Origin of the sequence: Paraburkholderia sp. J12 (assembly GCF_905220215.1) — a bacterium.
Taxonomy (GTDB): domain Bacteria; phylum Pseudomonadota; class Gammaproteobacteria; order Burkholderiales; family Burkholderiaceae; genus Paraburkholderia.
Genome location: NZ_CAJMZC010000005.1, coordinates 99,760 through 111,790, shown reverse-complemented (window position 1 = coordinate 111,790; position 12,031 = coordinate 99,760). Strand labels below are relative to the sequence as shown.

The 12,031-nt window shown below is 56.0% G+C and carries 12 protein-coding genes; 4 read left to right on the top strand and 8 right to left on the bottom strand.

The features are described from left to right. Window positions 1-6: 6 nt before the first annotated feature. The 7 genes from U5760_RS13600 to U5760_RS13570 all read right to left on the bottom strand — a co-directional run bounded on the left by U5760_RS13600 (window position 7) and on the right by U5760_RS13570 (window position 5,721). Complete coding sequence (locus tag U5760_RS13600; RefSeq protein ID WP_322012404.1) at window positions 7-1,002, bottom strand: protocatechuate 3,4-dioxygenase; 996 nt, start codon at window positions 1,000-1,002, stop codon at window positions 7-9. Window positions 1,003-1,037: 35 nt separating this feature from the next. Beyond that, window positions 1,038-2,021, bottom strand: a complete 984-nt coding sequence (locus U5760_RS13595) for an amidohydrolase family protein (RefSeq protein WP_322012403.1) — start codon at window positions 2,019-2,021, stop codon at window positions 1,038-1,040. A gap of 50 nt (window positions 2,022-2,071) precedes the next feature. Continuing rightward, on the bottom strand, window positions 2,072-2,746 hold the full coding sequence (locus U5760_RS13590; RefSeq protein WP_322012401.1) for a 4-hydroxy-4-methyl-2-oxoglutarate aldolase: 675 nt from the start codon (window positions 2,744-2,746) through the stop codon (window positions 2,072-2,074). Continuing rightward, entirely contained in the window at window positions 2,743-3,402 is a 660-nt protein-coding gene (locus U5760_RS13585) for an RraA family protein (protein WP_322012399.1), read from the bottom strand. The genes U5760_RS13590 and U5760_RS13585 overlap by 4 nt, the downstream gene beginning before the upstream one ends. Before the next feature lie 32 nt (window positions 3,403-3,434). Next, window positions 3,435-4,094, bottom strand: coding sequence for an RraA family protein (locus U5760_RS13580; protein ID WP_322012398.1), 660 nt, complete (start codon window positions 4,092-4,094; stop codon window positions 3,435-3,437). Between the two features lie 2 nt (window positions 4,095-4,096). Further along, complete coding sequence (locus tag U5760_RS13575) at window positions 4,097-4,408, bottom strand: RidA family protein (protein WP_322012811.1); 312 nt, start codon at window positions 4,406-4,408, stop codon at window positions 4,097-4,099. Window positions 4,409-4,722: 314 nt separating this feature from the next. Continuing rightward, window positions 4,723-5,721, bottom strand: coding sequence for a PDR/VanB family oxidoreductase (locus tag U5760_RS13570; protein ID WP_322012396.1), 999 nt, complete (start codon window positions 5,719-5,721; stop codon window positions 4,723-4,725). Between the two features lie 390 nt (window positions 5,722-6,111). On the opposite strand from U5760_RS13570, the gene U5760_RS13565 reads away from it, so the two are divergent. The 3 genes from U5760_RS13565 (at window position 6,112) to U5760_RS13555 (ending at window position 9,128) form a co-directional block, all read left to right on the top strand. Continuing rightward, window positions 6,112-7,488 (top strand): MFS transporter, encoded by a 1,377-nt coding sequence (locus tag U5760_RS13565; protein WP_322012395.1) that lies wholly within the window; start codon window positions 6,112-6,114, stop codon window positions 7,486-7,488. Window positions 7,489-7,673: 185 nt separating this feature from the next. Then, the gene (locus tag U5760_RS13560; protein WP_322012393.1) at window positions 7,674-8,756 is read left to right on the top strand and encodes a porin; all 1,083 of its coding nucleotides are present in this window, start codon (window positions 7,674-7,676) and stop codon (window positions 8,754-8,756) included. Between the two features lie 42 nt (window positions 8,757-8,798). Continuing rightward, window positions 8,799-9,128, top strand: a complete 330-nt coding sequence (locus U5760_RS13555) for a DUF4148 domain-containing protein (RefSeq protein ID WP_322012392.1) — start codon at window positions 8,799-8,801, stop codon at window positions 9,126-9,128. A 513-nt stretch (window positions 9,129-9,641) separates the two neighbouring features. Here the strand turns inward: U5760_RS13555 and U5760_RS13550 are convergent. Beyond that, window positions 9,642-10,646, bottom strand: coding sequence for a methyltransferase (locus U5760_RS13550; protein ID WP_322012391.1), 1,005 nt, complete (start codon window positions 10,644-10,646; stop codon window positions 9,642-9,644). Between the two features lie 395 nt (window positions 10,647-11,041). Here U5760_RS13550 and U5760_RS13545 point away from each other — a divergent pair, with 395 nt between their 5' ends. Further along, window positions 11,042-11,902, top strand: coding sequence for a LysR family transcriptional regulator (locus tag U5760_RS13545; RefSeq protein ID WP_322012389.1), 861 nt, complete (start codon window positions 11,042-11,044; stop codon window positions 11,900-11,902). The last annotated feature ends 129 nt before the right edge of the window (window positions 11,903-12,031 follow it).

Here is a 12,031-nt window from a genome sequence, read left to right as displayed (position 1 = left end):
TCAGGACTACTCACGCCATACCGCGAACGCCGCACCTACTCCAGTTCCAGCGGGTGTCCGGTAAAGTGGCTGGTATTCCACCCACGCCAGCGACAACTTTTCTACGGCACCAGCGGTAAGCACCCAATTGAGAATTTCTGATGAGCCGGAATTCAATGCGCCACGCCCGATGGAGCGCAGAGCGGTATGATCACCGCTCTTCAGGGCAGAGATAACACAACGGTCCAGTTCTTCATCCACGACGAAGTGACTCAGCCCTCCCGAAGCGATGATTGCAACACGCAAATCGTCCGGATGACGAGCCAGCGCCTGTTCAACAGCCCTACCGATGTCATGACAGCGCGCCGCTGTTGGCACGTTTGGCGGATAGTAGGTGTTGAGAAGCACGGGTAGCACCGGGATCGATTTTCCCCTGAACAGACGCTGAATGATGAAGCCGAACGCGTGCCCAAAGCCGGCATCACTCGGCTTTTCAACACTTGCGACAGATGTAACGTCGACGCCACCGTCCACGAGTTGGCCAACAAGATGCAGTCCAAGATCGGATGCGGCAGGAACGCGATGGACCTCGTCCATCAGATAGCCTTCCCCCATGGTGCGCACCCATTCAGGAGCCTCTTTGACGCCGTACTTGTCCATCGTGACGATCTCACGCCCGTGGAACACCGCGAACGCCGGCTGGTTGGCCGGCCCGAAGAGTTCTGCCTGGTCATCTCCTACAATCACGACTACGTCTGGATTCGCGGCCTCCAGTTCGTCCGCGAGTTGATCGAGCGACGCTTCGCATATGTGCGCCTTACGCACCAGCTCATCAGCCGTCACAATCTCCGCATACTTCGGCCCGACCTCCGCCAGCAGTTCATCGTAGCTGAGCCAACGACCATCAGACAGGTTGAGTCGCTTGTTCGCATAGTCAGCCTGCGCGCGATGAACCCATTGCTCGCTGTCGAGTGTCAGCAGCGGCGTATGTGACGCGCCGAGGCCGAGAACAATTCTTGCCATAACTATTCCCCAAAATTGGAACGTCTGAGAGGCCCTCAGTCCTTGCGAAAGCGAGAATACAGACGTGTGCAATTGCATTCGAACACGTTGTGCCGATCTTCTTCCGTCAGGAAATCGATGTTCTCAATAACCGGCTTGAGGTCATCGAAGTCCAGGCCCGTTTCGGGATCTCGTGCGCTCCCGGTACCGGGTTTCTCGGTCGCAAAGAGCACGCGGTCAGCGCCGACGGTCTTGAACAGCAGTTCGAGTGCGAGCTTGTCGTACGTGGTCGTATCGAAATGCAGCTGACGCAGTTGCTCATCGAACGATTTGCCCGCACGGACAGCCCACGCCCTGAAACGCCCCATGTGGTAAGGGATTGCACCACCGCCATGCGGCACGATCAACTTCAGGTTCGGAAATCGCTCGAAAACGCGCGACGAGAGCAAGGAAGTGATAGCGATGCTTTCTTCGTTAATGAACTTCAACGTATAACTCTCGCGCGGCTGGCAGCTACCCGCGGAATGAATCAGCGCGGGAATATCAAGTTCGCAAAGTACCTCGTAAAGCGGGTACCAGAACTCGTCCCCAAGTCCGGGCGGCGGAGCTCCATCCCCCTCGGTGGGATCCGGGTTGAGCAGGCACCCAATGAAGCCCTGTTCCTTGACACGGAATTTCAGTTCGTCGAGACAGTTGACTGGTGAGCTGTCACGATATTGCGGTAGACCTGCAACGGCTCGAAAACGCGCAGGAAACATTTCAACAGTCCGGTGCACGAGATCGTTCATGTGCGCCGTCCAAAGTGCACTCACCTTCGCCGGCTTAACGGAATGCATCTGCATGTAAGGCCGCGGCGAAAGAAACTGGATGTCCGTTCCGACGCTGTCCATGATCTTGATGATCGCCTCGCCGCTTGCGCGAACCGATTCGTCGGAGAGCTGTGGACGGGTGGCAGGGTTCGCGCGACTGGCAATCAGCTCAGCCATGTACCGATAGCTTTCTGTCGGAATAACGACGTGTGCATGAGAATCTATAATCATTTGGAATCCTATTTGATATTGATATTCTACCGATACTGGGCAAGTTAAATCTAGAAGTCGTAGATTTCCAGCGTGCGCTCGCCGGACTCGATACGCTTGATGACAGCAGCTTCCTTAATTTCCCGGGTCAGGGCTGCCGAAACAATTTCAGGCGCATCCTGGCGGGGAAGAGCGACAACGCCGTCACCATCGCCGACAACCAGATCGCCCGCATTGACCACGAGGTCGTCGAACAACACCGGGAAGTTGATCCAGCCGCGCGCATCGTGGTCCTTCCCGGTTCCCCGGATGCAAAGTCCACGAGAAAAGACGGGAAATCCGATACGCTCGAGCAGCGCACCGTCGCGTACGCAACCGTCAATAACGAGACCGCCAATCCTGCGTGTCTGCGCCGCCGTGGACATAATTTCGCCCCAGTAGCCAAAATCAAACTGGCCACTTACATGTACGACGAGAATGTCACCAGGCTGCGCGACGTATAGCGCGCGGTGGAGCCACAGGTTGTCTCCACCCGGGGAATGCACCGTGATGGCGGGGCCGCAAAGGTTAAACGCGGGACTCACCCCTTTGATACCAGACGGCATGACACCAATGCGACCACCAGCTTCGTGCAAGGTAGCCGTTGGCAGCTTACGGGCCGCTTCAACAACGGACGGCGCGACGCGCTCAATCGCTACCTGAATTGTCGGCAAATCGAATTCGCCCGTGGCAGATTGTGCGCTCATCCGTTTGCTTCCGGCGTCTGCAGTTGATGGTAACGATGCTGCTCGCGCGCTTCGCGAAGACTCTTCCCCGAGCGGGCCGCTTCGCGGATAGCCTCCTCTGCCACATGGATCTTTTCCGCAGCGTCCAGCACCGCTTGCTCCTGTGCTCCAGGAATCACCACAACCCCGTCCGCGTCACCACACACGATATCACCAGGGCACACGCGAACGTCTCCGATGTTCACCGGAATACCGGTCGCCTCGACCTGTACGCGATCCTTTCCGGTACGCATCCAGCTTCCCTTGCTATACACCGGATAGTTCAGTCGCAGGCAAAGCGCCACGTCGCGATTGATACCATCAATAACCGTCCCCGCAATTCCATTTCGACTTGCGACTTCGGTCAGTATGTCACCCCACACGGTCGCGTTATCACGACCACCATTGTCAAGCACAACTACTGAACCAGAAGGCACGTCGTCGATATAGTCTCCTACCGTGCCAGCCGGATGGCCAGCGGGGCCATACAGCAATGTCCAGGCCCGGCCAGCCATACGAAATGCAGGCGAGCATGGTTTGACGGCATAACACTGCCCGTTCAGACCGAGCTTGTCGAGGGCATCGCTGAGTGTTGCGGTGTCCAGTCGTGAAGCACGCGTAACGTTCTCATCCGTCATTAAATTCTCCTGATAAAGCTTTGAGTTTGGCATTAGTTGAGCATGTGTTCGTAGTCGGCACCCATGACTTGACTCACGGCCGTGCCCGCGAGAATGGCCTTGGCCATGGCGGCTTCGCGTCCAGCGATGTATTCGGCTGCCTTGAGTACGCGCTCGATGTCTTCGGCGGCAATGAAGACAACGCCGCCAGCGTCAGCAATCACGTAGTCACCGGTTCGCACGGTCGCCTCGCCAACCCCAATGGTCTCGTTCACTGCTATTTCGGCAACGCGTCCTCGTGCTGTGCGTGCAGTCAAACCACGGGCGAAAACCGGGAAGTCGTAGTTACGCGCTTCATCGATATCTCGAACGAGGCCCTCTGAGATGACACCAGCGATGCCTTTCGTCTTCGCAGCTAACGACAATATTCCTCCCCAGCTACCTGCATCGATGCCGGTGCGTTGCTCGACGACGATGATTTCTCCCGGCTTCGCGAACTCGATGGCTCGCGTACCGAGATGGACGGGAGGGCCCGATTGAGCGGGCACGTCAGAGGTTGCAAGCAAGCGGTACGTCACCACTGTACCGGCAACTCGCTCAGTACCTGCGTATTGCGCAAGTCCCCCGACGTGCCCGGATAGGCCAAGCTTGTCCATCGCATCAGACACTGCGCAAACATCAAGCCGGCGCAAACGACGCACGAGATCACTCATACTCAAACTCCTTGCACAACAGCAACGACCTCAATTTGAAGCAGCAGCTTTCCTGGAAGATTCTGGACTAGCGTGTGGCGTGCAGGACGGTCGGCGGGATCTGGAAAGCACTTGATCCATTCCGCGTTCAATGCTTCACGTACTGAGTTATCCCGAACAAATACCGTGACATGTACAACGTCTTCCAGCTTCGCGTCACCATTCGCAAGCAGCGCGCGCAGATTTTCGAAAACGAACCGGGCTTGGCCTGCCGCATCGTCGGGAACGTCTCCCGTCTGCGGATCCTGCCCAAAAAGCCCAGACGAAAAGATCATGTTGCCGACGCGCGCACCCAAGGGTATGGGCGCTGCGCCGTGACTAAGTCCTTGTACCTCGATTGATCGCGGTCGACGTGGAAGCATGAGATCTCCTGTGGAATAGATCCGAATATCGAAGGATGCCCGGTGGACGACGTGTTGATGCTTTGGCGGCATGTCACTGACCTAACTCGCCTTAGTCCACCGCATTCTCATTGCATTCTATTGTGAATTCAAAAATGGAGTCAAACAAGGGAAAACCCCATGCATCTTCTGGAAGCAAGCACCTGGGGAATCTATGGGATCAGGCAGCTTGGTCGCGTTGGATCTGATTACAAATCGAGATGAAGGCTGTCTCCGAGGCACCCAGACACGCAAATCATCATCCGGTCACCCTTCTCGGCCTCGGCGCTACTAAGTACACAATCTCGATGCGCGGGTCGGCCATCGACAACCCTCGTCTCGCACGCCCCGCAAATACCGGTGCGACAGGAATACTCCGGCGTGTGGCCTGCGGCCTCCAGCGCCTCGAGAATAGACTGCCCCGGTGTTACGGTTACGGACCCGCCACTACGCGCGAGGTGAACCGTGAATGTCCCGGTTTTGGCATTTGTCGGCTTGGCAGACGGAGTTTCTGGTGGCGCTGAAAAACGCTCAAAATGAACGTTTTCCTGTGGGCAGAGTTGCGTAGCGCGCTGGAACTCATCCAGCAGGGATCCCGGACCGCAACAGTAAAAATGAGTATCTGGAGAGGTATTTCGGACCACCTCATCCAGGTTCAGAAGCCCTCCACCTACGGTGCCACTAAAGACAAACTCCACGGAGCCCGAGTGACGCAGAGACAATAGCGGTTCCGCGAATGCCGCTCGGGCCGGTGTGCGAACACAGTAGTAGAGCTTCCATGGCCGCCGTTGCATATCGAGCTGCCGTGCCATCGCGAGCAGGGGCGTGATGCCAATACCACCAGCGATCAGGACGGACTCGTGACTCTGATCCGTCAATGCGAAGTGATTTCTCGGGGCGCTTATGCGCAAGCGGTCTCCGACGCGGACCCGTTCGTGCAGGGCGCGTGAGCCCCCTCTTCCGGCCGAATTCAATCCAACACCAATTACGTACCGATGCCTTTCGACCGGGTCATTGCACAGCGAGTACTGACGAATTGCTTTCAAAGCCTCTTCCGCAAGTTCATCGGAAGGAACAAAAACATCGACGTGCGCACCCGGTGCGAACTGCGGTAACTGACCACCGTCTACGGGGCGCAGATCAAATGAAACGACGTCAAGCGCCTCCGCGCGGCGTTCATGAACGTAAACCGTAATGCTCTCCCGCATCTACTGCTCCTCTTGCCTCTAAATTGTGACGTTGCGCTATCGCTCGTGCCCACCGCCGGGCTTCGCTGCGCATCCAAAATTTGCATTCAATTTTGAATACAATAAATCAGCATCGTTCTTTCAGCAAGTGGTAAGGGCGCCCGCTGGGAGGGAGGGCGGTCGATGTCTTCCGGCCCTTACCATCGTGACAAGACACGTCTGTAAGGGAATTCACTATGTTGTTATTCAAGATTGAATTCAGAAGAATATGCCAAACAGAATACGCGACACGATGCTGCAAGAGAAGCAAGAACAAACTATCGGGCGCGACGGTACAGCACCGCGCGCCTCATCGATGTAAGGCGAATAGATTGATCAATCAGTTACGCAACATCACGTGGAGGTGTACGTATGCAGTCGCAGCAAGCGGAGCAGGCATTGCCGTTCGATCTGTCGGGGTATATTGAGGAGAGAAAGGTCGGTCTGTTTCATTTCCGACTGGTCGTCATGTCGTTCGTGATCGCACTCGCGGACGGCTTTGACCTCGCCTTGGTGGGTCTTATCGCACCCTCACTCATCAAGGATTTTGGCGTCGCACCCGCTTCGCTGGGAATCCTGTTCAGTGCAGGCCTGGCTGGCATGGTGCTTGGTGCACTGCTCTTCGCATTCATAGGCGACCGTTTCGGTCGGAAGGCGGGCGTGATCGGCGGTTGCTTCATCTTCGGTTTTTTCACGCTCTTGTCGACGTGGAGCAACAGCCTTGAGACGCTGATCATTCTCCGATTCCTGACCGGACTAGGACTTGCTGGCATTGTGCCCAACCTTGTCTCGCTCAATGCCGAGTACTTGCCACGCAACGTTCGAAGTCTGTTCATAGGCATCGTGCTCGTCGGCATTCCGGTAGGAGGAGCAGTGGCCGCCTGGTCCAGTGCGATCCTGCTGCCGCAATACGGTTGGCGCAGCCTCTTTCTGGCCGGTGGAGCAGCAGCCGTGATAGTGGCGCTATCGCTTGTGCTGCTGATGCCAGAATCGGTGAAATTTCTCGGCCTTCGTGCAAAACATCATGACCGTCTACGAGCGCTAGTCAAAAAGATTTACGGTCTTGAACATCTGGCAACAGAAAGTATGGAGCAAGCTAAACCGGCGGCTCCGAAAGTAGGGTTGTCGCCCCGCGCCCTGCTCGCCCCCGGATATGCAAACGTCACACTGCTCCTTTGGCTGCTGTGCTTTCTCAACTATGGGGTCGTGTATTTTCTTTTTAGCTGGGTCCCAACGGTCTTTCGGGCACAAGGATTTACCGTACAGCAAACTGGTGCTCTGCTTTCGATCATGCCCATAGGGGGGATCATCGGCAGCCTGGCCGTTAGCGCTCTCATGGAGCGCTGGGGCATGCTTCTCGTCGGCGCACTGATGCTTCTAGCGATCCCCGTTTCGTGGGTATTCGGATCACCGCATATTAGCTTTGCTAGCGCTGTTGTCTTTGGCATCCTCGGTGGCATTTGCATCATTGGTTGCCAAACCGGATTGATCGTCGCGTCAGGCCTCGTGTATCCAACTTCGATCCGGGCGAAGGGTGCTGGATGGGCTGCGGGGATCGGTCGCGTTGGGTCTGTTCTCGGTCCCTTGTTTGGCAGCTTGCTGTTGAAGTTCTATCCCCTTCCTCACCTCCTCATCGCCCCTGTTGTCCCAATGAGCATCTGCCTGGTCGCTACACTGCTATTGACGGCGCTACTGTTTCGGAGGTTTGGCAATTTCCGCGTGGGAGAAGTTGAACCGAGCATAACCTGAGAGCAGACAGAGAAGGCACCGAAGATTTTCACATCAGCATTGTGCCCGGACCACGATGTATAGATCCTGAACCAGGCATTGTAGTTACTCAAAAATCACGACCAATTGACCCACATATTCTTACTTTCCACAACCTGACGTTTTCATTTTAAATAAGTAGTATTACTAAATAAAATTGGAGGAGCATGAAAGCGAAGAAATTGGCACTGGTGGCGCTGTTGGCCACGGTTTCTGGATATGCCGGGGCCCAGAGCAGCGTCACACTATACGGACTTCTGGACACCGGCCTGGCATACGTCAGCAACGTCGGTGGCGGACACAGGTTCTCTACAATCGACGGCGCACATGCCCCGGATCTTTACGGCATTCGAGGCGTCGAGGATCTTGGCGGTGGACTAAGCACGATCTTTGACCTAGAGGGGCAATTCACCATCAGTAACGGCCAGGTGCTCATTCCCGGTGAGTTGTTCAGCTGGAAGTCAATGGTTGGCCTGAAGTCGAATGACTTGGGCACATTGACGTTGGGCCATCAGCCAACGTTCATGTTCGATGTGATGGCCCCCTTTACGACAGCCTACCAAGCCGGGAGCATGCTTTCCCTGCATCAGGGCAACCTCGACGAGCTGGCCTCACTGTATCCGGCAAACAATACTGTTAAATACGCCAGCCCCTCGTACCATGGAGCATCTTTTGGTGCCCAGTTCATATTTGGGGGCCAGCCGGGTAACTTCGCGATTGGCCGGGGCTATTCATTCTTTATGCGTTACGAAAACGGGCCGTTTTCAATCGGCGGGGTCTATGCAAATGAGAATGACAGGCTCCTGGACGGCACACCGTTCATCGGGTTGAAAACCATTCTGGGGACTCCTCTTCCCGGAGAAGTTGTTGCCAACAATATCGAGAACTGGGGCGTGGGCACGTCCTACACATGGGGGCAATGGGCCTTGCACGCTGCCTTCACGCAATCTCGCGTCACGCTCATGACAGGCAGTGGAAACGCCAACACGGTCGACGCCGGCGTTACCTGGCATCCCGTTCCGTTCGACCAACTGGGTGTTGGCACCGCCATTGAGAACTTCTCAGGCGGTCACTGGAACACATATAGCGTCGTCAATTCGTACTTCGTCTCCAAGCGTACGAGCCTGTATCAGCAGGTCGTGTACCAACACGCGTCCGGCAGCGGAGCGGTTGCGTCACTGGGTGGCATTGGACCGTCGTCAGGCGCCAGCCAGCTGTGCGTCAATTTTGGAATTACACACGCCTTCTAGAAATCGAGTTCATCAAGGTTACCTCATACTGCGAGCACCAACATGAATCAGCAAAACAACATCAAGCTCTACGCCCTGCTCTTTATTGCCTGCCTTGTAACCAATGGGCACCCAATACTAGCTAACGCACAATCCAGTGCCCCGGCAGCAGTAAGCTCGGCGAGCGGTACATCCATGACTCGAGCCGAAAGGCGGGCCCAACACAAAGCAGAGCGAAAAGCCGCGAGAGACCAAAATCGAGCCGAAATAAAAACCATGACGCAAGGTGGCTACCGGCCAGGGCTGGACATTGCCAACTATCCGCAAAACGCACAACAAGCTGCGAAGACCGCAGCAAGCGCGCCCGCATCCGTAGGCGCCCCGCAGCACTAGTAAAGCAAGCGGCCGAAGATCCCGTCTTGACACACAAAGTCTGGCTCGAATTTCTTCTCGCAGAGGCTTCGCTTCACCTGTAATCAGCCGGCAACCCAGCATGAAATTGAGCAGAACCGGGCCCACGGCCGGCGTGGACCCGACAGCCCGCTTGCAAGTGCACCGCTCGATGTCGTGACGCCGTCGAACAAAGCGACTGCTGTAGAGCCTATCAAGGCGGGGCGTACATCGATTCAAGTTCGGTGTCGAATCTAGACGGGTGAGCGGCGCAAGTCACGATGACAGCCGCAATGGTAAAACGACGCCGCTGTGACAATCGTTAGGCAAGGCGTCTTTCAGGAAGAGAGCTGCGGGCAACGTCCTACCTGGCCTGTCGCTGCTCTGCGATAGTGCCAACCAGGCCGCCCGCGCCAAGCACCCTTCGTAGGTCGACGTCAGTCGACATATTTGTCTTCGACCAATAACGGCACGATATTGCTCCTTCGGCCCAAGCCCGAATGCGTTATCACGAGCTCATTCGGCAAGTCTTGCAATCAGAATCTTTACTGGCGCCGCGGTAGGAATCACCTGCTCCAGCTCGAATCCGGCAGCCAACAGCAAAGACCTATATTCCCGCTCGGTCCGCTCGCGACCTTCCAACATAGCCAGCATTTGCAGATCTAGCCATTTCGCCATATCGAAGACAGGCTCCTCTGAGACCACACTTTCGACCACCACAAGGCGTGTAGCCGGGTTGAAGGACTTGCACACGCATTTTAGAATCGCCAACGCCGCTTCATCGCTCCAATCGTGAATTATCCAGCGGAGCAAGTAAGCATCCCCACCTTGAGGTACAGACTCGAAGAAGTCACCTGACTGGATTTGAAAGCGCTCGCCCGGGATGGCGTTTGAGGTTACATGCGGTTGATCAAAGAGAATACCCTTAACGGACGGAAAGGCCTCCAGGATTGATCTCAACTGTGTTCCTATACCCCCGCCAACATCAACGATAGTCCGGAATTGGCTCCAGTCAAACGCTTCGGTAATAGCGGATGTCATTGTTTCGGAGACGGAACGCATAAAGTCATCGAAGAGCCGCCCCGCGACAGGATTACGCTTCCCGTACTCCCAAAAATTACAGCCATGCACTTTGTCAAAAGCTGGAGTCCCGGTCTGAATTGCGTATTCGAACTTACTCCAGCCTTCAAACTGGCCATTGCCTGCGGATAAGGCAGACAAGATCAAGGAGCGCTGCGAGCCCGGCAACCCTTCTCGCAGACTTTCGCTTGCTTCGGAATTACAGAACAGGCCTTCCGTTTGCTGAGAGAACACACCGATGCTTTCAAGAGATCGAAGGAGGCGATGCAACGCAGACGCACTTGTTTTCGTGCGCGCCGCTAATTCTTGTACGTCCATTGCCCGCTCAGCCAGGATATCTGCGACGCCGAGTTCGACCGCTATCGCGAGAGCGCGCGACTGCCAGAAGCCAACAACCAGGGAGAACATTTGTTGTTGTGGCGAGACCTTTAGAGCATCCATTTTAGAGACCTATATTCGAGAAGGGGCTTTTCGAAGTAAGCTAATTTTTTGAAAGACCGGTCAGCGCGCAGCACGGGCAGCTGGAGGTTCACCACAGCAGTTCCAGCATCGTCGAGCTGCAATTACCGGCAACGCTCGTGGGTGCGCTACGTACGAGTTCTACTGCCTCGTAACTCTCTTTTACGGACAGCGCCGCACAACGCCACCGACAAAATCGCTGGCTACCGTTGTGAAATTACGCATACCCCTGCTACGGATGAAAGTAAACGACGGCGTGTGGCGCTGTTCCATAGCCCTGCGTCGACGGACACTTTAACTTCTCAGCAGAATTGGATAAATTAGCTAGTACTGGAATGACTTCAAAGCGTGACTTGATAATGGACAGGATAGCGAGTATGGAGGTGTTCGTCCGTGTCGTCGAACTGGGCGGATTCACGGCGGCGGCCGAGGCGAGCGATATCTCCGCGACCATGGTCAGCAACCACGTGCGGGCACTAGAAAAACGGCTGGGCGCGCGCTTGCTGAACCGCACGACGCGGCGTCAGAGCCTCACCGAAATTGGCTCAGCGTATTACGCTCAATGCATCGACATTCTGGCCCGGATCGAAGCGGCGGATAGCGAGGCGCATAACATGCGTGCGCGGCCAACCGGAAGGCTTCGGATCAGCGCGCCAGTTACGCTCGGATCGCATATTCTCGTCCCCGTACTAGCCGATTACCTACGTGAATTTCCGGACGTAAGCATCGAACTGCAGCTCAACGATCGCATCGTCGATCTGGTAGAAGACGCTTTCGACGCGGCCTTCCGTTTTGGCCGAATGCGAGGCAGTGGACTCGTGGTCCGCCCGCTGCGGGATCTGACTCGTGTTATATGTGCGGCGCCGGCCTATCTCGACGCACACGGTACGCCGGTCGAGCCACGCAAACTGCAGGGGCACAATTGCCTGGCGTTTCACCATGTCATCCCGGAACTTGAATGGCGCTTCGACGGACCGCAGTTGCAGAACATCGAGGTCTCGGGGCAATTGACCATCAACAACGGGCCGGCCCTGCTACAGGCGGCGCTTAACGGTATCGGCATCGTCATGCTGCCGGATTATCTCGTGGACGAGCACCTTCGCGCGGGTAGACTCACACGTATCCTGCCCGATTACGACTTTCCTCGTGCTCCGCTGCAACTGGTCTATCTACCTGACCGTCACATGACTCCGAAGCTCAGGAGCTTCGTCGATTTCATGGCTGTCCGGCTGGGCTGAGACCGGCATCCCGCGTTTTGAACATTTCGCGTAGATAGCTGTGTTGCGTCTTAGTTGCGCCCCAATCCGGCAGAAAACTCCCAGCGTGCTCTTGCGATGTACAAGTAGTTTTTTACATCACCTGCACGA

Bases quoted from the DNA above. Each gene is read 5' to 3' on its own strand.
- U5760_RS13545 (WP_322012389.1), top strand. From the start codon at position 11,042: ATGGAGGTGTTCGTCCGTGTCGTCGAACTGGGCGGATTCACGGCGGCG.
- U5760_RS13585 (WP_322012399.1), bottom strand. From the start codon at position 3,402: ATGACGGATGAGAACGTTACGCGTGCTTCACGACTGGACACCGCAACA.
- U5760_RS13565 (WP_322012395.1), top strand. From the start codon at position 6,112: ATGCAGTCGCAGCAAGCGGAGCAGGCATTGCCGTTCGATCTGTCGGGG.
- U5760_RS13595 (WP_322012403.1), bottom strand. From the start codon at position 2,021: ATGATTATAGATTCTCATGCACACGTCGTTATTCCGACAGAAAGCTAT.
- U5760_RS13560 (WP_322012393.1), top strand. From the start codon at position 7,674: ATGAAAGCGAAGAAATTGGCACTGGTGGCGCTGTTGGCCACGGTTTCT.
- U5760_RS13580 (WP_322012398.1), bottom strand. From the start codon at position 4,094: ATGAGTGATCTCGTGCGTCGTTTGCGCCGGCTTGATGTTTGCGCAGTG.
- U5760_RS13550 (WP_322012391.1), bottom strand. From the start codon at position 10,646: ATGGATGCTCTAAAGGTCTCGCCACAACAACAAATGTTCTCCCTGGTT.
- U5760_RS13570 (WP_322012396.1), bottom strand. From the start codon at position 5,721: ATGCGGGAGAGCATTACGGTTTACGTTCATGAACGCCGCGCGGAGGCG.
- U5760_RS13600 (WP_322012404.1), bottom strand. From the start codon at position 1,002: ATGGCAAGAATTGTTCTCGGCCTCGGCGCGTCACATACGCCGCTGCTG.
- U5760_RS13555 (WP_322012392.1), top strand. From the start codon at position 8,799: ATGAATCAGCAAAACAACATCAAGCTCTACGCCCTGCTCTTTATTGCC.
- U5760_RS13575 (WP_322012811.1), bottom strand. From the start codon at position 4,408: ATGATCTTTTCGTCTGGGCTTTTTGGGCAGGATCCGCAGACGGGAGAC.
- U5760_RS13590 (WP_322012401.1), bottom strand. From the start codon at position 2,746: ATGAGCGCACAATCTGCCACGGGCGAATTCGATTTGCCGACAATTCAG.